This window comes from Flavobacterium ginsenosidimutans (genome assembly GCF_003254625.1).
Lineage (GTDB): Bacteria > Bacteroidota > Bacteroidia > Flavobacteriales > Flavobacteriaceae > Flavobacterium > Flavobacterium ginsenosidimutans.
The window spans coordinates 35,550-57,111 of record NZ_QJRJ01000063.1 but is presented as its reverse complement, the minus strand read 5'-3'; the positions used below and the strand labels follow the sequence as shown (position 1 = coordinate 57,111).

18 protein-coding genes are annotated in these 21,562 nt (G+C 32.7%); 15 read left to right on the top strand and 3 right to left on the bottom strand.

Annotated features, from left to right (window positions below; genetic code table 11):
• The 5 genes from DM444_RS02030 (at position 1) to DM444_RS02010 (ending at position 5,288) form a co-directional block, all read left to right on the top strand.
• Positions 1 to 744, top strand: a complete 744-nt coding sequence (locus tag DM444_RS02030; RefSeq protein ID WP_111283486.1) for an ABC transporter ATP-binding protein — start codon at positions 1 to 3, stop codon at positions 742 to 744.
• Positions 745 to 746: 2 nt separating this feature from the next.
• The gene (locus tag DM444_RS02025) at positions 747 to 1,964 is read left to right on the top strand and encodes an ABC transporter permease (protein ID WP_111283484.1); all 1,218 of its coding nucleotides are present in this window, start codon (positions 747 to 749) and stop codon (positions 1,962 to 1,964) included.
• 12 nt (positions 1,965 to 1,976) lie between these two features.
• Positions 1,977 to 3,014: a sensor histidine kinase gene (locus tag DM444_RS02020; RefSeq protein ID WP_239455558.1), complete on the top strand. Its 1,038-nt coding sequence runs from the start codon at positions 1,977 to 1,979 to the stop codon at positions 3,012 to 3,014.
• Positions 3,015 to 3,038: 24 nt separating this feature from the next.
• A complete protein-coding gene (locus DM444_RS02015) occupies positions 3,039 to 3,764 on the top strand; it encodes a LytR/AlgR family response regulator transcription factor (protein WP_111283481.1) in 726 nt (241 codons plus the stop codon).
• A gap of 420 nt (positions 3,765 to 4,184) precedes the next feature.
• The gene (locus DM444_RS02010) at positions 4,185 to 5,288 is read left to right on the top strand and encodes a sensor histidine kinase (RefSeq protein ID WP_162614905.1); all 1,104 of its coding nucleotides are present in this window, start codon (positions 4,185 to 4,187) and stop codon (positions 5,286 to 5,288) included.
• 82 nt (positions 5,289 to 5,370) lie between these two features.
• On the opposite strand, the gene DM444_RS02005 is transcribed toward DM444_RS02010, so the two are convergent.
• Together DM444_RS02005 and DM444_RS02000 are read right to left on the bottom strand one after the other, a co-directional pair.
• A complete protein-coding gene (locus DM444_RS02005; RefSeq protein ID WP_111283479.1) occupies positions 5,371 to 6,060 on the bottom strand; it encodes an SIMPL domain-containing protein in 690 nt (229 codons plus the stop codon).
• A gap of 51 nt (positions 6,061 to 6,111) precedes the next feature.
• A complete protein-coding gene (locus DM444_RS02000) occupies positions 6,112 to 6,750 on the bottom strand; it encodes a rhomboid family intramembrane serine protease (RefSeq protein WP_111283478.1) in 639 nt (212 codons plus the stop codon).
• 111 nt (positions 6,751 to 6,861) lie between these two features.
• Between DM444_RS02000 and DM444_RS01995 the strand changes: the two genes are divergently transcribed.
• Together DM444_RS01995 and DM444_RS01990 are read left to right on the top strand one after the other, a co-directional pair.
• A complete protein-coding gene (locus DM444_RS01995) occupies positions 6,862 to 7,734 on the top strand; it encodes a lysophospholipid acyltransferase family protein (protein ID WP_111283477.1) in 873 nt (290 codons plus the stop codon).
• Positions 7,735 to 7,938: 204 nt separating this feature from the next.
• Positions 7,939 to 9,423 carry a glycosyl hydrolase gene (locus tag DM444_RS01990; protein ID WP_111283476.1) on the top strand — a complete coding sequence of 495 codons (1,485 nt, stop codon included), beginning with the start codon at positions 7,939 to 7,941 and terminating at the stop codon, positions 9,421 to 9,423.
• Between the two features lie 193 nt (positions 9,424 to 9,616).
• On the opposite strand, the gene glmM is transcribed toward DM444_RS01990, so the two are convergent.
• Positions 9,617 to 11,005: a phosphoglucosamine mutase gene (gene glmM / locus DM444_RS01985; RefSeq protein ID WP_111283475.1), complete on the bottom strand. Its 1,389-nt coding sequence runs from the start codon at positions 11,003 to 11,005 to the stop codon at positions 9,617 to 9,619.
• A gap of 206 nt (positions 11,006 to 11,211) precedes the next feature.
• On the opposite strand from glmM, the gene DM444_RS01980 reads away from it, so the two are divergent.
• The 8 genes from DM444_RS01980 to DM444_RS01950 all read left to right on the top strand — a co-directional run bounded on the left by DM444_RS01980 (position 11,212) and on the right by DM444_RS01950 (position 21,499).
• Complete coding sequence (locus DM444_RS01980; protein WP_111283474.1) at positions 11,212 to 11,796, top strand: acyl carrier protein phosphodiesterase; 585 nt, start codon at positions 11,212 to 11,214, stop codon at positions 11,794 to 11,796.
• Between the two features lie 31 nt (positions 11,797 to 11,827).
• Positions 11,828 to 13,510 (top strand): gamma-glutamyltransferase, encoded by a 1,683-nt coding sequence (gene ggt / locus DM444_RS01975; protein ID WP_111283473.1) that lies wholly within the window; start codon positions 11,828 to 11,830, stop codon positions 13,508 to 13,510.
• A 72-nt stretch (positions 13,511 to 13,582) separates the two neighbouring features.
• A complete protein-coding gene (locus DM444_RS01970; RefSeq protein WP_111283472.1) occupies positions 13,583 to 15,367 on the top strand; it encodes a chloride channel protein in 1,785 nt (594 codons plus the stop codon).
• Positions 15,368 to 15,430: 63 nt separating this feature from the next.
• Positions 15,431 to 16,384 carry a Fic family protein gene (locus tag DM444_RS01965; RefSeq protein WP_111283471.1) on the top strand — a complete coding sequence of 318 codons (954 nt, stop codon included), beginning with the start codon at positions 15,431 to 15,433 and terminating at the stop codon, positions 16,382 to 16,384.
• A gap of 100 nt (positions 16,385 to 16,484) precedes the next feature.
• Entirely contained in the window at positions 16,485 to 19,316 is a 2,832-nt protein-coding gene (uvrA, locus tag DM444_RS01960; RefSeq protein ID WP_111283470.1) for an excinuclease ABC subunit UvrA, read from the top strand.
• Positions 19,317 to 19,328: 12 nt separating this feature from the next.
• A complete protein-coding gene (locus tag DM444_RS01955; RefSeq protein ID WP_111283469.1) occupies positions 19,329 to 20,423 on the top strand; it encodes a hypothetical protein in 1,095 nt (364 codons plus the stop codon).
• Positions 20,424 to 20,609: 186 nt separating this feature from the next.
• A complete protein-coding gene (locus DM444_RS23565) occupies positions 20,610 to 20,774 on the top strand; it encodes a hypothetical protein (RefSeq protein WP_162614904.1) in 165 nt (54 codons plus the stop codon).
• Positions 20,771 to 21,499, top strand: a complete 729-nt coding sequence (locus DM444_RS01950; RefSeq protein WP_111283468.1) for an LOG family protein — start codon at positions 20,771 to 20,773, stop codon at positions 21,497 to 21,499. Before DM444_RS23565 ends, DM444_RS01950 begins: the two co-directional genes overlap by 4 nt.
• The last annotated feature ends 63 nt before the right edge of the window (positions 21,500 to 21,562 follow it).

Below are 21,562 nucleotides of genomic sequence, written 5' to 3'. Positions count from 1 at the left end.
ATGGCTAAAACAATTATAAAAATAGAAGATCTAAAGCGTTCGTTTGTAATGGGCGAAGAAACCATTCACGCTTTAAAAGGAGTTTCTTTTACTATAGAAGAAGGTGAATTTGTAACTATCATGGGTTCCAGCGGATCGGGAAAAAGTAGTCTTTTAAATATTTTAGGCTGTTTGGACCAGCCAACTTCGGGAATTTATGATATTGATAATGTGGCTGTAAAACAGCAGACTAAAAAGGAATTGGCCAAAATTCGAAATGAGAAAATAGGCTTTATTTTTCAATCTTACAATTTACTGCCCAAAACTACAGCGATCGAGAATGTAAAATTGCCTTTGATGTACAATACAAAATACGATTCAGAGGAAATGGATGTATTAGCATTAGCCTCTCTCGAAAAGGTAAATCTAAGCAATAGACTGCATCATACTCCAGCACAGCTTTCGGGTGGTCAGCAGCAGCGTGTTGCAATTGCGCGTTCTTTGGTCAATAATCCTGTTGTGATTTTAGCCGACGAAGCCACGGGAAATCTTGACACCAGAACTTCTTATGAAATTATGGCATTATTTCAGGAGTTAAACAAACAAGGAAAAACAATCGTTTTTGTAACTCACGAACCGGATATTGCCACATTCAGCAGTCGCACCATAGTGCTAAAAGACGGACATATTATAAAAGATAGTCCCAATACTAATATTCACTCTGCAGCAGAAGCACTTGCTGCACTGGGAAAAGAAGATGAATAATTATGAGAATTCTAAATTTATTTAAGATCGCATGGAGAGCCATTATTCTAAACAAGGTTCGAACTCTGCTTACAATGCTCGGAATCATTATTGGAGTAGCTTCGGTTATTGCAATGCTCGCTATTGGTGAAGGTTCTAAAGAAAGCATCAAAACCAAAATTTCGAGTATGGGTTCTAATATGATTACGGTTCGTCCTGGCGCCGATATGCGTGGCGGTGTTCGTTTAGATCCGAGCGCAATGCAAACCTTAACTTTAGGCGATTATGAAGCACTGAAAACACAAACCAAAATGCTTTCAGCAGTTTCTCCGTTGGTAAACGGAAGCGGACAATCTATTTATGGCTCACGCAACTGGCCAACTTCTATTTACGGAATCACTGAAGAATACTTAAAAATCAAAGTTTGGGAAGTAAAAACAGGAAGTATTTTTACAGATCAAGAAGTAAAATCGGCTGCAAAAGTAGCTGTGATTGGACAAACTGTAGCTACAAATTTATTTCAGAATGAAAATCCAATTGGTAAAATGATTCGTTTCAATAGTATTCCGTTTAAAGTAATTGGAGTGTTGGAGAAAAAGGGAGAAAGTACTTTTGGACAAGATCAAGATGATGTTATTTTATCTCCTTATACTACAGTCCAAAAACGTATTCTAGCTCAAGATTATTTAGAATCTATTGTGGCTTCTTCTTTAAGCGAAGAAAAATCACAGCAAGCTGTTGACGAAGTTTCGCAGATTTTAAGAGAAAGACATAAAATTACAGGAGACAAAGAAGATGATTTTAATGTTTTCTCCATGGAAGAAATGATTTCTACTTTTAGTTCAACGAGCGAAATGCTTACTATTTTATTAGTTGCAATTGCCAGCATTTCATTATTAGTGGGCGGAATTGGAATTATGAATATTATGTATGTTTCGGTAAAAGAAAGAACAAGAGAAATAGGATTGCGTCTTGCTGTTGGCGGAAAAGATACCGATATCTTGATGCAATTTTTAATAGAAGCCATTATGATTAGTGTCACTGGAGGAATAATTGGTGTATCTTTGGGATTAGGGACAACTCTTTTCATCGAAAAAGTACTCCATTGGCCAACAGCTGTAACAAGTTATTCTATTGTAATTTCGTTTTTAGTTTGTGCCATTACAGGAATATTTTTTGGATGGTATCCTGCTAAAAAAGCGGCTTCTTTAGATCCGATTACCGCATTGCGTTATGAATAAAACGATAAACTAATGAATTTTAAACAGAATAAATTAATAATAGGGTTTCTGCATATCATGATATGGTTTGTATTATTTATGCTGCCCTATTTGTTATCATCAGGTCAAAATCAAGCAATAAAAGCGGTACTTTTCTTTTCTTGGATTCCGTTATTCTTGTATTCTATCATATTTTATTGCAACTATTTTGTTCTTATTGAACGTTTTCTGTTTTCAAAAAAAATAATTTGGTTCGTTATTGCAAACCTAATACTGATTACTTTATTTATTTGGGCAAACCAATCGATCAAAGAGATTTTCTTCGATTTTCACGTACCGCATAATGATAAAAATGATGACTTTAGACCTTCAAGAAGTCTTTTTATCTATAGTGATTTTATATTATTTAGCGTTCCTGTCGTTTTTTCTATTGCAGTAAAAACAACAGAACGCTGGATAAAAACCGAAGTCGAACGCAAAGAAGCTGTCACTATCAAATTAGAATCAGAACTGCAGCATTTAAAATATCAATTACAGCCGCATTTCTTTTTTAATTCTTTAAACAACATTTATTCTTTGGTAGACACTTCTCCCGAACAAGCCAAACAGACCATTCATAGTTTGAGCAAATTGATGCGATATTTATTGTATCAGACTAATGATGAAAAAGTTAGCCTAAAAAGTGAAATCCAGTTTATCGTAAATTATATTGAATTGATGAAACTGCGATTTACAGAAAACACCAAAATTGAATATGACTTTCCTGTTCTAAAAACAGATCTGCAAGTTGTACCGCTTTTATTTATTTCTTTAATCGAAAATGCTTTTAAACACGGCGTATCGGCAAGTCAGCAATCAGAAATTATCTTTAAGATGACGATTGATGAAAACCGAATTGATTTCAGTATCAAAAATCATAATTTTCCTAAAACCGAAAGTGATAAAAGCGGTTCGGGAATTGGCTTGCAAAACATGAAAAAAAGGCTGAAATTATTGTATCCTGATAAACATGAATTTAATGCAGCTGTTGTAGATGGCTTTTTTATAGTAAACCTTACTTTAGAAACTTAATTTTTGTAATTAATAAACGAATCTATGTCTGATAAAATAACTTGTCTGATTGTTGATGATGAACCAATGGCTTTGAATTTAGTTGAAAGTTATGTGGCAAAGACTCCTTTTTTGCAATTACAAAAAAAGTGCAACAGCGCCATCGAAGCTTTGGAGTTTCTAAATGAAGAACGTGTTGATTTAATTTTTTTAGATATTCAAATGCCTGATTTAACAGGTTTAGAACTTGCCAAACTGATTCCGAAATCTACACGAATTATTTTTACAACGGCTTTTGATCAATATGCCTTAGAAGGCCTTAAAGCTGAAGCAATTGATTATTTATTAAAACCTTTTGATTATACAGAATTCTTTACTGCTGTCAATAAAGCGAGAGAATGGTTTTCGATGGTGAAAAATGCCAAAAAAGAAAAAACCGATCAGATGGAATTCATCTTTGTAAAATCAGAATACAAACAGCTGAAAATAAATCTGGATTCGATTTTATATATTGAAGGTTTGAAAGATTACATCAAAATTTGGGTTAAAAATGAACCGCATCCTATTCTCACTTTAATGAGTTTGAAAACAATGGAAGAAGAATTACCTGCAGATAAATTTATGCGTGTTCACCGCTCTTTTATTGTGGCACTAAAAAATGTTGAAGTAATTGAAAGAAGCCAGATTGTAATCAACAAACAAAGAATTACAGTTTCAGATCAATATAAAGCACAATTCATGAATTATTTATCTGAAAATTCATTGGACTAAAATCCGACTTTAAATGTAAAAAAAGCATTTCCTTTAATACAAGCCCCACAGAACCATCTTCTTGCTCAAGTCCTTTAAATACAATACTTCGCAGATTATTTCGTTAATTTGTATATTTGTGTATCCGAATTTTAATCAAGCTTAAGCCACTAAATGTTTGAACTTCTACCTGTAGATCCAAAAACTATTTTTCTGCTTTATTTGTGGGGGAATTTTTTTACCTGCATTCTTATTTTCAGTTTTTCTTTTTCTTATGCGACGAGCGATAATAGAAAAACATTAAAATGGTTTGGCTTAGGCAAATTGATTCTTACGGTTGCTTGGGTGCTTGCTCTTTTTCGAAATATCATCAGTGATTTTGTTTCAATTAATATTTCCAATTCCTTAATTTTTTGTGCCTGCTGTTTTGAAACGATAGCAATGTTATCGCTTATTAAAGCACATGCAAAAAAACATTATCAGCTGCAAATTGCAATTACCGCAGTTTTCATCTTGATTTTTAATATTGGAACTCTTTTTGAAGCCACAATGAATACTCGAGTTATAATTGGCGGCATCGGAATTTTTGCTATTTATTTACTCCCAACAATTACTTATTTTACAGAGAAAGAAAAAAGCTTTTTTAAAACCTTTTATGTACTCTGTTACATCGGATTTGAAATTTTAATCGTCATACGAACAATCTACAGATATCTGTATCCGCAAAATCTTATTATTTCTAATGATCTTTTTGATAGTTTGTATAGCATTTGTTTGTTTCTTCTAACTCTTATTGGAATCGTAGGATTTTTGCTTTTAGTAAAAGAAAAGCAGGATCATAAAATTAAAAAGCTTTTAAACGATAAAAATCAGTTCTTTTCAATTATTTCTCATGATTTAAGAGGACCATTAGGATCATCTGTTTCGCTTTCTGAAATTCTATTGGAAAATATAGAACAATACAGCCGTGAAGAAATTAAGGAAATATCTGAAATGCTTCATGATTCAAATAAAAACATCTACAAATTATTGGAGAATCTGTTGGATTGGTCACGAGTTCAAACGGGAATGATTGCTTTCAATCCTAAAAAACTATTGCTAAATGCCTTGATACAAGAAAATATTGAATTAAGTAAAAATGTCGCTTTACATAAAAATATAACAATACGATTTGAATCTGTTGATCTGATTGAAGCCGAAGTAGACCAAAACATGATTAGCACCATTTTACGTAATTTACTAAGTAATGCAATTAAATTTACTGACAAGAATGGTGAAATTAAAATTAAGCTTCAAAAAATAAATCATGAAGTAGAAATTTCCATTACAGATAACGGAATTGGAGTTCCTGAAAATATAAAAGAAAAATTATTCAAAATCAACGGAAAAGTTCTTCAAAAAGGAACAGAAAACGAACTCGGAAGCGGACTCGGATTATTACTTTGCAAAGAATTTGTAAATATTCATGAAGGCGAAATTTGGGTAGAAAGCGAAATAGGAAAAGGAAGTGTTTTTAAATTTACGTTGCCAATAAAAGTTGTTTAAATTATAAAAAATCCAACATAAAAAAATCCAAACCCCAGTTAATTTGGAATTTGGATTTTTAGTATTGGAATTTTATAAACGTCTAGTCTAATACAAAACTTACACTAACATTTGCTGTAATTTCGATTTCACCAATAGCAAGAGTTTCGTTTGAAGCTCCCATTGAATCTGCTTCTTTCATTCTCATCGCAGCGTACATTGGCTGAGGGTGATAAACTTGCGAATTATCAGAAATTGTAAAAGCTTTACCTACTTTTTGTCCTAATACAGACACATACTCTTCAGCTTTAGTTTTAGCATCTTTCATAGCTAATTTTCTAGCTTCAGATTCGTATTGAGCCATTTTAGATGATTCAAAAGAAACTCTGTCAATTCGGTTAATTCCTTGCTGAACAAGACCTTCCATCAACTCGTCGTACTTAGCTAAATCTTTTACTACAATTTCTACCGTTTGTGTAGCGTTATAAGAAGTTTTCTTTTTCTCATAATCGTACTGCGGATTTAAAGCAACTTGTTTTGTTTTAAAATCTGCTGTTGGAATATTCATTTTTTTAATGAATTTCAAAACAGCATCCATCTTTTCGTCGTTTTGTTTTTTAACGTCTTTAGCATTATTCCCTTTTGTTTCAACAGAAGCTGAAATACAAACCTGATCAGGGGCTACTTTTACTTTTCCTTCTCCATTAACATTAATTAGAGGTACTTGTTTGATTTCTTGGCCGTAAGACATAGTCATAAACATGATTGTTAAAAATAATACTAGTTTTTTCATTTTTGTTAAATTTTAATATTTAATAAAAGCTTTTCAAAAGTTATGCCAGCATTACAATTTCCCCAATTTTGCCATTACAAAAAGTATAACAATCGGGATTGCAAGCAGAATTACCATCATTGTATGGTCTGCAAATAATGAAGGCATTTTTATTAAAGTAATTAAATAACCGCCTATAGCACCTCCAAAGTGCGCCGTGTGTCCAATATTATCATTTTTAGCTTTCATTCCGTAAATTGAATATAATAAATACAAAATTCCAAAAAGATAAGCCGGTATCGGAATTACAAAAAATATTCCGAGCATCATATTCGGTTCAAGTAAAATCGCCGAATACAAAACTCCAGTTACAGCACCAGAAGCGCCAACTGCACGATAACTGTAATCGTTTTTATGAAATAACATCGTAAGAAGACTTCCAAAAATCAAGCTTCCAAAATAAACCAAAACAAAAGAAAACGTTCCAAGCCAATCTAAAACAACTGGCGCAAAAAAGTAGAGTGTCAGCATATTGAATATTAAATGCATCATGTCTACATGCAAAAATCCTGAAGACAACATTCGCAATTGCTCGCCAGAACGAATACTTCCTACATGAAATTCATATTTTCTAAAAAAAGAAAGATCATTAAATCCTTTGTAACTAATAACAGCGTTTGCAACGATAATACCTGCTAAAATGATATTCATAAATAATAATTATTGTGAATTGTAAATATAATCATTCTTAAAGATAAGTTAGCAAGAAAGCAAAATATCACTCTTTAATCATTTTTCATTTATATTTGTAAAAAAAATTACATGCAATTTATTGTTTATATTTTAGCCTATCCAATACTTTGGCTTATCTCTATATTACCTTTTCGTTTATTTTACTTATTCTCAGATTTTGTATATCTCTTGGTTTACAGAGTAATAGGATATCGTAAAAAAGTGGTTCGTGAAAATCTTGCACTTACATTACCCCATTTAAGTGATTCTGAAAGAAAAGATATCGAAAAGAAATTCTATAAACATATGTGCGATATGTTTTTAGAAATGATCAAGACAATGAGTATGTCTCCTGAAGAAATGGAAAGAAGATTCCAGGTAACCAACATCGATCTTGTGCTTGACTATGCTAGAAAAGGCAAAAGTGTAATACTTGTGGCTTCGCATTATGCAAGTTATGAATGGCTTTTAACTATCAATCCTAAACTTGGATTTCAGGGTGTTGCCGTTTATAAAAAATTAGCGAATCCTTATTTTGATAAATTGGTTCGAAAAATCCGTTCTAAATACAATACAGAAATGATCGAAACCAGAAAAGCAATTCCAACAATGGCACAAAACCAACGTAATGGGGTTTTAAGTCTCTATGGTTTAGCAAGTGATCAATCTCCAAAATTAGATCGAATTTTTCACTCAATGAAATTTCTGGGAATTGAAGTTCCCGTACATACTGGAGCCGAAATGCTGTCTAAAAAATATGATTTAGCTGTAATAATGGTAAAAGTTAAAAAAGTAAAAAGAGGATATTACGAAGCAACTTTTCTTTCGCTTGCTGATAATCCAAAAGATTATGAAGATTTTGAAATTACAGAAATGTATCTTAAAGAATTAGAAAAACAGATTCTTGAAGCTCCAGAATTTTATTTATGGACACACAAAAGATGGAAACATCGTATTCAATAATTTTAAAATAATACAACAAAAAGTCCGAAAAGCAACTTCTGTTTTTCGGACTTTTTGCTTTAAAATGATCAAAAAAAGCATTTCCAAGCCTTCGATAGCAGATTTGATGTGTTTTTGTAAAGATTTTTTTGAATGGATAAAAAAAGGAAACAATTTAAATTTGAAGTTCTCTAATTATCTAAAAAAAACAAAAAATCATAAACCATGATCAAAAACTCACTATTAACAATTCCATTATTGTTTCTGTTTTTTACTGTTTCTGCTCAAAGTCCAAAACGAGGAATTGCTTACGGAGGTCATTCTAAAGCAGATCTTCTGGCATTAAAACCTGGACTTACTTGGTGGTACAATTGGTCGCCAGAACCTGAAGCGGCTGTAAATGCTGATTACGAATCATTAGGAGTCGAATTTGTCCCAATGGCTTGGGGAAAAGTCAATGATGTCGATGTTCAAGCTTTTATCAATAAAATAAAACCTGGAGCAAAATATCTTCTCGCATTTAACGAACCAAATTTTAACGACGGCGCAAGATTAACACCTCAGGAAGCTGTAAATGCTTGGGTAAATATTGAGAAAATTGCTGCTGCTAAAAATCTTGAAATCATAAGTGCTTCACCAGCATATAATGGGCCAAGTAATTATGGCGGAATTTCAGATCCTGTGGTTTGGCACAACCAGTTTTTTCAATTGTGTCCAACTTGTAAAGTAGATTATATTGCTTTTCATACTTATGATGCTACTGCAGGTTCTGTGATTGGTGTCACCAGTCTTCTGAAAAAATTCAATAGACCACTTTGGATCACTGAATTTGCAAATAGAGTTATTCAAAGTGCTGCGGACAAAACTGCTTTTATGAAAGACATTGTAACCAATTATGAAAACGATCCTGATATCTTTCGTTATTCTTGGTTTTCTGGCAGAGTAAATCCAACTTGGACAGATATGTTAGAAGGACAATTACTAAGTCCTACAAGCGGTGTTTTAAGGCCAATTGGTACAGAATATATTAATGTTCCTTATACCACGAAAAAAATGAATGTTCCGGGTCGTGTTACAGCAAACAAACATTACAGAAGAAGAGGAACTGGTTTGCAAGCAACAACAGACTCAAACACTGGGCAAAATGTTTGTTACATTAATGAAGGAGATTGGAACGAATTTATGCTGAATGTTGCCGATGCAGGAACTTACAATCTAACTTTTAGAGTCGCTTCTCCTGTTCTTGATGGAAAGTTTGATATTCTAGTAAACGATGTTGTGGTAAAAGCAGACGAAACTTTTCCGCCAACTGGAGACTGGCAAACTTTTGCTGATAAAGTAGTAAATGGAGTTGCATTGCCAAAAGGAGAAGTTTATCTGAAAATCAAATTCAAATCAAATGATTTCAATTTTAATTTTATCGATATAGCTGTTGCTAATCTAGGCGTTAAAGATAATGATTTAGAAAAAGAGAGTTTTACGATTTATCCAAATCCTGTAAAAACACAATCAACTTTACATATTAAATCAAGCACAACAGAACCTTTAACTATCAAAATAATTGACATGAAAGGCGATGTTTGTTTTTCTTCTTCAGATTATTCAACAAATGAAGATATTAAGATTGGAGAAAAATTGGCAAAAGGAGTTTATATTGTAAATGCGTCATACGGAAATATTAAAAAATCGATTAAAATCATTAAAAACTAATTCATTCCGTAGGAACGTCTGATTAATCTCAGATGAATTCCTTTCGCAAAATCAGGTGTCCCTACGGGACACAAATGCAAACAACATCATTTTTTTTTCTACCGATGAGACATTCCTATGGAATGATTTTTTTACAGAAAAAGCCTCTTTCGAAAATTTCAAAAGAGGCTTTTTTATTTTCAAAACAGAAATCTTAAATTCCAGCAATCACTTTAATTTCATCAATAATTCGAAGAGCTAATTTATCAGCCGCATCTTGAGAAGGTGCTTCAGTATAAATACGAATAATTGGTTCTGTGTTTGATTTTCTTAAATGAACCCATTCTGTAGCAAAATCAATTTTTACACCGTCAATTGTTGAAATATCTTCGTTTTTATATTTCTCGGTCATTTGAGCCAAAATCGCATCAACATCAATTTGAGGTGTTAATTCAATTTTATTTTTACTCATATAATATTCTGGGTAAGAAGCTCTCAAAGCAGAAACTGGCATTTTTTTATTCGCTAAATGCGTTAAAAACAAAGCAACTCCTACCAAACTGTCTCTCCCGTAGTGCAATTCAGGATAGATAATTCCACCATTTCCTTCACCACCAATAATGGCATTATTTTTCTTCATTAATTCTACCACATTCACCTCTCCTACAGCACTTGCTTCGTAGCTTCCGCCGTGCGCTTTAGTCACATCTCTTAAAGCACGAGAAGATGACATATTAGAAACTGTATTTCCTGGAGTTTTGCTCAAAACATAATCTGCGCAAGCAACCAAAGTATATTCTTCACCAAACATTTCTCCGTCTTCGCTAATAAAAGCCAAACGATCCACATCTGGATCTACAACAATACCAAAATCAGCTTTTTCCTTTACAACAAGCTCAGAAATATCAGTTAAATGTTCTTTTAAAGGTTCTGGGTTATGAGGAAAATGTCCGTTTGGTTCACAGTACAATTCTACCACTTCAACTCCCATTAATTTTAGAAGTTTAGGAATAATAATTCCTCCTGATGAATTTACACCGTCAACAACCACTTTAAATTTAGCTTCTTTAACCGCTTCGATATCCACTAAAGGTAAGTTTAAAACTTCGTCGATATGAATATCCATGTAAGCATCATTCGAAATAATTTCGCCTAAACTATCAACATCAGAAAAATCGAAAGCTTCAGCCTCAGCAATTTCAAGAATTTTAGCTCCGTCTGCACCGCTTAAAAATTCGCCTTTTGCATTTAATAATTTTAAAGCGTTCCATTGTTTTGGATTGTGAGATGCCGTTAAGATAATTCCTCCATCAGCTTTTTCCAAAGGAACTGCCACTTCTACAGTTGGCGTTGTAGAAAGTCCAAGATCAATAACATCGATTCCTAAACCAATTAAAGTATTCACAACTAAATTATGAATCATTGGTCCTGAAATTCTTGCATCACGGCCAATTACAACAGTCAATTTATCTTTAGCAATATTATTTTTTAAGAAAGTTCCATAAGCCGATGCAAACTTTACTGCATCAACAGGAGTTAGATTATCTCCTACTTTTCCTCCGATCGTTCCGCGGATTCCAGAAATAGATTTTATTAGAGTCATTTTTGTGAGTTAGGGTTATTTTTTTACAAATATAAAAAAGTTACTGAGTTCCTAAGGTGCTATGTTTCCAAGATTTTAATTTTAACCTATAAGAAACTACTTGCAACTCGCTATTTTTATAACAAAATGATTTAAAAAAGTTTTTATACATTTACTAAAATAACTTAGAAACTTATCTGTTAAGTATCTTAGAAATAGTAAAAAAAATGAATTTCTTAGCCCATATATACCTTTCTGGAGAAAATGATTTAATAAAAATCGGGAATTTTATGGCAGATGGAATTCGCGGAAAACAATTTGAACATTTTCCTAAAGATGTACAAAAAGGAATTTTGCTGCATCGATTTATTGACACTTATACCGATTCTCACGATATTTTTAGAACCAGTACAAAACGTTTACACGAAAGATACCATCATTACGCCGGAGTTATTGTAGACATTGTGTATGATCATTTTTTGGCAAAAAACTGGACCAATTATTCAGATGAAAAATTAGAAAGTTTTATAAGCCGATTTTACAATTCGCTTCATGATAATTACGATATTCTAACTGAAAAAACTCAAGGTTTAATGCCTTATATGATCGAAAGAAACTGGCTTTTGAGTTATCGTACAAAAGAAGGAATTCATCAAATTCTGACTCAAATGGATCGAAGGTCTAAAAATATTTCTCAAATGCAATTCGCAATTGAAGAGTTGAATGAATTTTACGACGAATTTGAAGAAGAATTTACTTCATTCTTTGAAGACATAAAAATACACGCCAAAGAAAAATTACTTTCTCTTTAACTGTTTTGTTTTCAATTAAATCTATTTGCTTATGAAAAAAATTACGCTTTTAATAGCACTTCTCTATATAAATATCTCTCAAGCGCAGCAAACCAATCCGACTGGTTTAGTTGTTACAAAAGCAATGGTAGTTTCTGCCCGAGAAGAAGCTTCAAAAATTGGATCTGACATTATGAAAAAAGGCGGAAATGCTTTTGATGCAATGGTTGGAACCGAATTAGCTCTTGCAGTTGCTTTTCCTTTTGCGGGAAATATTGGCGGTGGCGGATTTATGGTTTATAGAAAAGCAAATGGCGAAGTTGGTTCTTTGGATTATCGCGAAAAAGCGCCATTAGCTGCTACAAAAGATATGTTTTTGGACAGCAATGGAAATGTTATAAAAGGAAAAAGCACTGAAACTGCTCTCGCTATTGGTGTTCCTGGAACTATTGCGGGCGTTTTTGCTGTACATAAAAAATACGGAACTATGCCTATTTCTAAAATTTTGGAACCCGTTATCGCTTTAGCTGAAAGAGGTGTTGTTGTAACAAAAAAACAAGAAAAAAGTTTAAAAGATTACCATGAAAGCATTGTAAAAATAAACGGTGAAAATTCGCTTTTATCTGGAAATTTTAAAGAAAATGATACGATCAAATATCCTGCTCTTGCCAAAACTTTAAGAAGAATTCAGAAAAAAGGAAGAAACGAATTTTACAAAGGTGAAACTGCAAAAATCTTAGTTGATTATCTTCAGAAAAAAGGTGGTATTATCACTATGCAAGATTTAGCTAAATATGAAGCAAAATGGAGAAAACCGCTTCAATTTACATATAAAGGTTTAAAAATTACTTCGATGTCTCCTCCAAGCAGTGGCGGAATTTGTTTAGCGCAGATTTTAAAAATGCTTGACCCATACGATTTAGCAAAAATGGGACATAATTCACCCGAAGCAATTCAAGTTATTGTTGAGGCTGAAAGAAGAGCTTACGCAGACAGAAGTTTCTTTTTGGGTGATCCAGATTTTGTCAAAATTCCGATAAAAGAATTATTAACAGAAGATTATTTACGAAACCGAATGGCAAGTTTTAATCCTGAAAAAGCAACTCTTTCTTCAGAAATAAAAGAAGGAAAAGTAAATTATGCAGAAAGCACTGAAACGACTCATTATTCTATTGTAGATCAATTCGGAAATGCAATTGCGGCAACTACAACTTTAAATGATGGTTATGGTTCTAAATATTATTGCGACGAATTAGGTTTCTTTTTGAATAACGAAATGGACGATTTCAGCGCTAAACCAGGTTCTCCAAATATGTTTGGTTTGGTTGGAAATGAAGCCAACAGCATTGCTCCACAAAAACGAATGCTGAGTTCGATGACACCAACTATTGTGGAGAAAGATGGCAAATTATTTATGGTTGTTGGAACTCCAGGCGGATCAACGATTATAACTTCGGTTTTACAGACGATCTTAAATGTTTACGAATACAATTTAAGTATGCAGGAAGCTGTAAATGCACCTCGTTTTCATCATCAATGGCTACCCGATTTAATTACATTTGAACCAAACACTTTCGAAACCAAAACAATTGATCAGCTAAAAGCGAAAAGCTATTTAATTAATGAAAAACCAACTCCAATTATTGGAAAAGTAGATGCCATTTTGGTTTTACCAGATAAAAAATTAGAAGGAGGTGCCGATTTTCGAGGAGATGATACCGCTGTTGGGTTCTAATCGTTTTCGGTTTTTATTTTTTTTATCTAAGATTATAACCTAATTTTGTAAGTCAGATAATTTTAAAACGGAATGCTAAAAAAATATTTCAGAAGACTAGAAAGCATAATTGCCTTGGCTCAATCATTAATGACTCCAAAGCAGTTTCTTTTTTTATCAAGCGTTTTAATTGGAATATCTTGCTCGCTGGCAGTAATTATCCTTAAAACATTCGCGCACAGCGTTTTCTCCTTTGCGACATACATCAACGGAATTCTAAAGTTGAGTTTCATTAATAGTATTCTTCCAATTATTGGTATCTTATTAACGGTATTTGTTGTAAAAAAAGTACTCAACGGAACCATTCAAAAAGGAACTTCACAAATACTTTATGCCGTTGCAAAAAAAGCAAGTATTATTCCGAAAAAGCAAATGTATGCGCAGATTATTACAAGTTCGTTAACCGTTGGTTTAGGAGGATCTGCCGGTTTAGAGAGTCCGATCGTGATAACTGGAGCTGCATTTGGTTCTAATTTTGCTCAAAATTACAAACTGCAATATAAAGACAGAACTTTATTAATTGGCTGCGGTGTTGCTGCGGGAATTGCGGCTGCGTTTAACGCTCCCATTGCAGGAGTTCTTTTTGCAATTGAAGTTTTATTGGTAGATGTCAGTATTTCTGCCTTTACTCCTATTATGATTTCTGCTGCAACAGGTGCTTTGGTTTCTGCTATTGTTTTAGATGAAAGCATTCTTTTGAGTTTTAAACAGCAAGAAACTTTTAATTTTCATAATATTCCTTTCTATGTAATTTTAGGAGTTCTTACTGGCTTGGTTGCGATTTATTATTCGAGAAATTTTCAGAGAGTTGAACATTATTTTGCGAAACAGCAAATTAATCCATACAGAAAAGCTTTAATAGGTTCGTCACTTTTAGCATTATTAATATTTATTTTCCCAACATTGTTTGGTGAAGGTTACGAAAGCATTAGAACACTTGCAGAAACAGATCCTGGAAAATTGCTAGACAATACTTTGTTTGCTGATTTTAGAAACAGCCAATGGGTTTTACTGCTTTTTGTTGGTGCAACAATGATGATGAAAGTTTTTGCTTCGGGATTGACTATCGGAAGTGGTGGTAACGGAGGAAACTTTGCTCCTTCTCTATTCTTAGGATCGTATTTAGGCTATTTCTTTTCTAAATTTATTACTTTAATCGGTTTATCAAAGCTTCCAATTACCAATTTTACGATGGTTGGAATGGCTGGAATTTTGAGCGGTTTATTTCATGCTCCATTGACAGCTATATTCTTAATTGCTGAAATTACTGGAGGTTACGGATTAATGATTCCGCTTATGATTGTTTCTTCAATCAGTTTTGCGATTTCTAAACGCTATGAAAAATATTCGCTGGACGTAAAAGGATTAGCCAAAAAAGGACATGCATTTACTAGCAATAAAGATTCTAATATTTTATCAACTTTAGATATTGACAGCATTATTCAATGCGATTATTTAACTGTTCATCCTGAAGAAAATTTAAGCAAACTGGTTGATCTTATTTCGCATTCCAATCAAGTTGTTTTTGCTGTTGTAAATAACGATAAAGATTTAGTCGGGGTTGTACATTTTAATGATATTAGAGAAATTATTTTCAATGCTTACCGCGTAAAATACACACAGATAAAAGATGTAATGAAAGCGCCAACAGCAACAATTTCTTCTCTTGACAGCATGGAAATTGTGATGAAGAAATTTGAAAACTCGAAATCTGCTTTTCTTCCTGTTTTAAGAGATGGAAAATATCATGGCTTTATTTCCAAATCAATAGCGCTAGAAGCTTATAGAACAAAACTGCGTTCTATGACTATTGAATAACTTTAATATCGGATACGTTAAAAATTTTATTTATCCGATATTAAGAAGTATCTTTGTAGGATTATGTTTAATATTGACCTAACATACCGAGAAGAATTTCAATCAACCTTTGATCGATTGTATCAAAAAAGGCAAGAACTGCAAGACAGCAGACCATTGCCCAATATCGCCTTGAACAAAATCCGAGAAAGTCTTTCCTTAGAATGGACTTATAATTCCAATAGTATTGAAGGAAATACGCTAAGCCTAAGAGAAACTCAAATGGTTATTCAAGAAGGAATTACCATTAAAGGCAAATCGCTTCGTGAACATTTTGAAACCCATAATCATGATAAAGCTATTGACTACCTCTACTCTATTGTAGATGAAAATTATAAGCTAAGAAGTATAGATATTTTATCTATTCATGGTTTGGTAATGCGTTCTATAGAAGAAGATTTTGCAGGCAGAATTCGTAATGGAGGAGTTCGAATTTCAGGAGCAAATTTTATGCCTCCAAATGCCAATAAAGTCTCTGATTATTTAGACGAATTAATAGAGTTTATCAATACAAATCCGTTAGGTTTAAACGATATTGAACTAGCAACAATCTATCATCATAAACTGGTCTGGATTCATCCTTTTTTTGATGGAAATGGGCGCACGGTTCGTTTAAGCATGAATTTATTATTGATGCGATGTGGTTTTCCGCCAGCCATTATTCTTAAAAATGACAGAAAAAAATATTACGAAGCACTCAATCAGGCGAATAACGGTAATTACCAGAAACTAACACTTTTAATGTGCCAGGCGCTCGAAAGAACACTCAATATTTATCTAGGAGCAATGCCTGGAAGCACTTATGATTATCAATCTATACAAAATATTGTTAGTGAACCTGATACACCTTATGGTCAAGAATATGTCAGTTTACTGGCTAGAACAGGAAAAATTGACGCTTACAAAGAAGGCCGAAATTGGTACACTACAAGAGAAGCTATTGAAAACTATATGGCAACCCGAAAAAGAAAGCGCTAGTTTAAACTAGCGTTTATTGTTACTATTTATAACATAAACTTTTGCTATCGAGCACTAAAAGAACAAATCAAAGTGGTAACTTTGCGTTTTGCTCAAAATTATGTTAGATAAAGACAATACTATTGAAGTTCTTGGTGCAAGAGTTCATAATCTAAAAAATATCGATATCTCTATTCCGCGTGAAAAACTAGTTGTAATTACTGGTTTATCAGGTTCGGGAAAATCATCTTTGGCATTTGATACGATTTATGCTGAAGGACAGCGTCGTTATGTAGAAACTTTTTCGGCTTATGCCAGACAATTCCTTGGCGGATTAGAACGTCCGGATGTTGATAAAATCGACGGACTTTCTCCAGTTATTGCAATTGAACAAAAAACGACCAGCAAAAGTCCTCGTTCGACGGTTGGAACTATTACAGAAATTTACGATTTCCTAAGACTTTTATACGCGCGTGGCGCTGATGCATACAGTTATAACACTGGAGAAAAAATGGTTTCTTATTCTGATGAACAGATTAAAGATTTGATTATTCAGGATTACAATGGAAAACGAATCAATATTCTTGCTCCAGTTATTAAAGCCAGAAAAGGTCATTATGCCGAACTTTTCCAACAAATTACCAAACAAGGATTTTTGAAAGTTCGTGTAAACGGAGAAGTTCAGGATTTGGTTTCTGGAATGAAATTAGATCGTTATAAAACCCACGATATTGAAATTGTTGTAGATAGAATGGTAATTGAAGATAATCCAGATACACAAAAAAGATTATCTGAAAGCATCAATACCGCGATGCATCACGGTGAAGATGTCTTAATGATTTTAGATCAAGATTCTAATGAAGTGCGTTATTTCAGTAGAAATTTAATGTGTCCTTCAACAGGAATATCATATCAGAATCCAGAACCAAATTTATTTTCGTTCAACTCTCCAAAAGGAGCTTGTCCACATTGCAACGGATTGGGAACGGTACACGAAATCAATGTTAAGAAGATTATTCCAAATCCGAAATTATCTATAAAAGCTGGTGGTTTTGCTCCGCTTGGCGAATACAAATCTTCATGGATTTTCAAACAATTGGAAACCATAGGAGAAAAATTCGGATTTAAAATTACAGATCCAATTGAGAAAATTCCTGAAGAAGCGATGCAAATGATTTTGTATGGCGGAAAAGATAAATTTTCGATTAATTCTAAAGACCTTGGCGTTACAAGAGAATATAAAATCGATTTTGAAGGAATTTCTAATTTCATCAAAAATCAATATGACGAAAGCGCTACAACTAGCATAAAACGTTGGGCAAAAGATTTTATGGACGAAATTAACTGTCCTGTTTGCGATGGTTCTCGTCTTAAAAAAGAAGCTTTATTTTTTAGAGTAAATGAAAAAAATATCACCGAATTGTGTGATATGGATATTTCTGATTTAACAGCGTGGTTTCATGATTTAAATAGCCATTTAACAGATAAACAGCTTTTAATTGCTTCTGAAGTTGTAAAAGAAATTAAAGACCGATTGAACTTTTTGATGAATGTTGGTTTGAATTATTTGGCTTTAAGCCGAAGTTCAAAATCACTTTCTGGTGGTGAAGCACAGCGAATTCGTCTGGCAACTCAAATTGGTTCGCAATTGGTTGGTGTTTTATATATTTTGGACGAACCAAGTATTGGTTTGCACCAAAGAGATAATGAAAAATTGATTCAGTCTCTGGAACAATTACGCGATATTGGAAACTCTGTAATTGTAGTTGAACACGATAAAGACATGATCGAAACTGCAGATTATGTAATTGATATTGGACCAAAAGCTGGAAAATACGGAGGAGAAATCATTAGTATTGGAACTCCAAAAGAAACATTGGCTTCAAATACCATTACCGCTCAATATTTGAATGGTAAAATGAAATTTGATATTCCGAAGAAAAGAAGAAAAGGAAATGGTAAATTCTTGAAACTGACAGGAGCAACAGGAAATAATCTTAAAAATGTTTCGATTGAAGTTCCATTAGGGCAATTAACCTGTGTTACAGGAGTTTCAGGAAGCGGTAAATCGACTTTGATTAATGAAACGCTTTATCCAATTTTAAATGCGTATTATTTTAATGGCGTAAAAAAACCACAGCCTTATAAAAAGATTGAAGGTTTAGAACATATTGACAAGGTAATTGATATTGACCAAAGTCCGATTGGTAGAACACCACGTTCAAATCCAGCGACATATACAGAGGTTTTCACCGAAATTAGAAATCTATTTACTATGACTTCTGAAAGTATGATTCGTGGTTATAAAGCGGGTCGTTTCAGTTTTAACGTAAAAGGCGGACGTTGCGAAACTTGCGAAGGTTCTGGTGTAAGAACAATCGAAATGAACTTTTTACCAGACGTTTATGTAGAATGCGAAACTTGTCAAGGAAAACGTTTCAATAGAGAAACTTTAGAAATTAGATACAAAGGAAAATCAATTTCTGATGTTTTGGATATGACGGTTGATGAAGCAGTTCCATTTTTTGAAAATATTCCGAAGATTTACAGAAAAATCAAAACGATTCAAGATGTTGGTTTAGGTTATATTACGCTTGGACAACAAAGTACAACCCTTTCAGGTGGTGAAGCGCAACGTATTAAACTGGCTGGAGAATTATCTAAAAAAGATACTGGAAATACATTTTATATTCTCGACGAACCGACTACTGGTTTGCACTTTGAGGACATTCGTGTTTTAATGGAAGTAATCAATAAATTGGTTGACAAAGGAAATACAATTCTCGTTATCGAGCACAATATGGATGTTATAAAACTTGCCGATTATATTATTGATATTGGTCCTGAAGGTGGAAAAGGTGGCGGACAATTGGTTGCTAAAGGAACACCAGAAGAAGTAGCTCAGAATAAAAAGAGTTATACAGCTAAGTTTTTGAAAAAAGAGTTAGAGTAATATTTTAAATATATGAAGAAAATCATTTTCCTTTTGTTATTGGTAAATCATGCTATATTTAGTCAACAAATAGAAACTTTTAACTTTCCTAAAGATACTTATCGAAGCGTAAAAAATAGATTTAGCATTAATCCAACACCAAATTATCAGGTTTATAATGAATATTACTTTGAAATTAATTTAGAAGACTTTTTTTTCAACAAAAACAAACCTATTAAAGATGTTAGTTATTATTACAATAATGATAAAGCCAAAATGTATTTCGTAGAGTTTACAGTTGATGGTAAAATACAAAAGATTGAGAATTTTTATGACCATAAAAAAATAACTTTCAATTACTCCAACAAAATTATTACAAGACAAGCGTACGCTATTGGAACCAATATTGCGGATAAATTATCTTCTACAGATAGTATTTTCTACGATTACAACAATAATATCATAAAAAAATCACTTACCAATTATGATCAAAAACAAAATATTATCGAAAGACATATTGAAGATTATCAATACATAGACAAGAATAAATTAGTAAAAAAATATCAATATGACATCAGAGAAAATGCAACATTCATTTCTGGGTCTTTATCTCTTTATGAATATAGTGATAATGAGATTACTGAAAAAATATATAATCTTGGAGTCAAGAATCATACCATTCAAGAATTAAAAAAAGATTCAACAATATTCAATTCCAATCATCAGAAAAAAGTTTACCATCTAAATGAGAAAGGAGAAATTTCAAAAATTGATATTTCTTTTTCAAATAAAATAGAAAATTCAATCACTATAAAATATGACGACTTTAACAGAATGAAATCGGTTAATTCTGCTCAATATAAAGTCACGGATACTTATGCCTTTGAATTCGATGTAAAAAATAACATTGTTGAATTATCTAAAGAAGGAGTAATTCTTAATTATAAATACGATGAGAATAATAATGTCATTTCTGAAATAATAAAATCTGACAGTAACAACGATAAAGATTCTGATGTTTTAGAATACGATTATGAATACGACATGAATGATAATTGGATTACAATTACAATCATTAGAAATGGATCTACGCATTCTAAAAGAACTCGAAAGATAAATTATTATTAAAAAAAATATTTTTCTTACTTCACAAGCAACTGGTATTCAACACACATATACAAAAAAGTCTAATTCCTTTACTTTTACAATCTAATAATAACAGATTTCTAGAAAAAAGCGTTAATTTAGTGTCCGCTTTTTCTGAAAAATTCAAAGTTTTTAAAGAAAGATCTTTCAATTAAACCAATTGTTTATTTGAAGCCAAGTGCCCTAGCCCTGATGGGAGCGGCATCTCCCGATTTAGAAAAACAAGGCTCTTTAGCTGTAGTTTTTGTTTATCGGGAATATAGCGGACAGCAGGAACTAGCTCCTTCTTCCGATTACATAAAACATAATAATAAATTAAAATACCTAAAATGAGATTAGAAGATTTTGATAATGATGAAGATAAAGTAATTCAGGACCGTTTGAAACAAAAAACGTGGAATGAAATTAGAACCAATGACAGCTGGGCAATTTTTAAAATTATGTCTGAGTTTGTAAATGGTTATGAAGCAATGGGACGTATTGGTCCTTGCGTTTCTATTTTTGGATCTGCAAGAACAAAACCAGATGATAAGTATTATAAATTAGCTGAAAAAATCGCTTACAAAATCAGTAAAGCAGGTTACGGTGTGATTACAGGGGGTGGTCCCGGAATTATGGAAGCTGGAAATAAAGGTGCACATTTGGGTGGTGGAACTTCTGTTGGTTTGAATATCGAACTTCCGTTTGAGCAGCATTTTAACCCGTATATTGATCACGATAAAAACTTGAATTTCGATTATTTCTTTGTTAGAAAAGTAATGTTCGTGAAATATTCGCAAGGTTTTGTAGTGATGCCGGGTGGTTTTGGAACTTTAGATGAAATGTTTGAAGCGATTACTTTGATTCAGACTAAGAAAATTGGAAAATTCCCAATTATTTTGGTAGGAGTTGAATTCTGGTCTGGATTGATTGACTGGGTTAAAACCGTTTTGGTTGAAAAAATGCACACAGTAAGTCCAGAAGATTTGAATTTATTTAAAATCGTTGACACTGAAGATGAAGTTGTAGATGTATTAGATAAATTCTATAAAAAATACGATTTAAGTCCGAATTTCTAAATTTAATTATCTCAGGCGAGATCGTATTTCGCTACGAACATAATACCATTTATCGTTAAATTA

What these genes read in the sequence shown, in the direction of transcription:
- DM444_RS02030 (WP_111283486.1), top strand. Translation starts at nt 1, where the DNA reads ATGGCTAAAACAATTATAAAAATAGAAGATCTAAAGCGTTCGTTTGTA.
- DM444_RS02025 (WP_111283484.1), top strand. Translation starts at nt 747, where the DNA reads ATGAGAATTCTAAATTTATTTAAGATCGCATGGAGAGCCATTATTCTA.
- DM444_RS02020 (WP_239455558.1), top strand. Translation starts at nt 1,977, where the DNA reads ATGAATTTTAAACAGAATAAATTAATAATAGGGTTTCTGCATATCATG.
- DM444_RS02015 (WP_111283481.1), top strand. Translation starts at nt 3,039, where the DNA reads ATGTCTGATAAAATAACTTGTCTGATTGTTGATGATGAACCAATGGCT.
- DM444_RS02010 (WP_162614905.1), top strand. Translation starts at nt 4,185, where the DNA reads ATGTTATCGCTTATTAAAGCACATGCAAAAAAACATTATCAGCTGCAA.
- DM444_RS02005 (WP_111283479.1), bottom strand. Translation starts at nt 6,060, where the DNA reads ATGAAAAAACTAGTATTATTTTTAACAATCATGTTTATGACTATGTCT.
- DM444_RS02000 (WP_111283478.1), bottom strand. Translation starts at nt 6,750, where the DNA reads ATGAATATCATTTTAGCAGGTATTATCGTTGCAAACGCTGTTATTAGT.
- DM444_RS01995 (WP_111283477.1), top strand. Translation starts at nt 6,862, where the DNA reads ATGCAATTTATTGTTTATATTTTAGCCTATCCAATACTTTGGCTTATC.
- DM444_RS01990 (WP_111283476.1), top strand. Translation starts at nt 7,939, where the DNA reads ATGATCAAAAACTCACTATTAACAATTCCATTATTGTTTCTGTTTTTT.
- glmM (WP_111283475.1), bottom strand. Translation starts at nt 11,005, where the DNA reads ATGACTCTAATAAAATCTATTTCTGGAATCCGCGGAACGATCGGAGGA.
- DM444_RS01980 (WP_111283474.1), top strand. Translation starts at nt 11,212, where the DNA reads ATGAATTTCTTAGCCCATATATACCTTTCTGGAGAAAATGATTTAATA.
- ggt (WP_111283473.1), top strand. Translation starts at nt 11,828, where the DNA reads ATGAAAAAAATTACGCTTTTAATAGCACTTCTCTATATAAATATCTCT.
- DM444_RS01970 (WP_111283472.1), top strand. Translation starts at nt 13,583, where the DNA reads ATGCTAAAAAAATATTTCAGAAGACTAGAAAGCATAATTGCCTTGGCT.
- DM444_RS01965 (WP_111283471.1), top strand. Translation starts at nt 15,431, where the DNA reads ATGTTTAATATTGACCTAACATACCGAGAAGAATTTCAATCAACCTTT.
- uvrA (WP_111283470.1), top strand. Translation starts at nt 16,485, where the DNA reads ATGTTAGATAAAGACAATACTATTGAAGTTCTTGGTGCAAGAGTTCAT.
- DM444_RS01955 (WP_111283469.1), top strand. Translation starts at nt 19,329, where the DNA reads ATGAAGAAAATCATTTTCCTTTTGTTATTGGTAAATCATGCTATATTT.
- DM444_RS01950 (WP_111283468.1), top strand. Translation starts at nt 20,771, where the DNA reads ATGAGATTAGAAGATTTTGATAATGATGAAGATAAAGTAATTCAGGAC.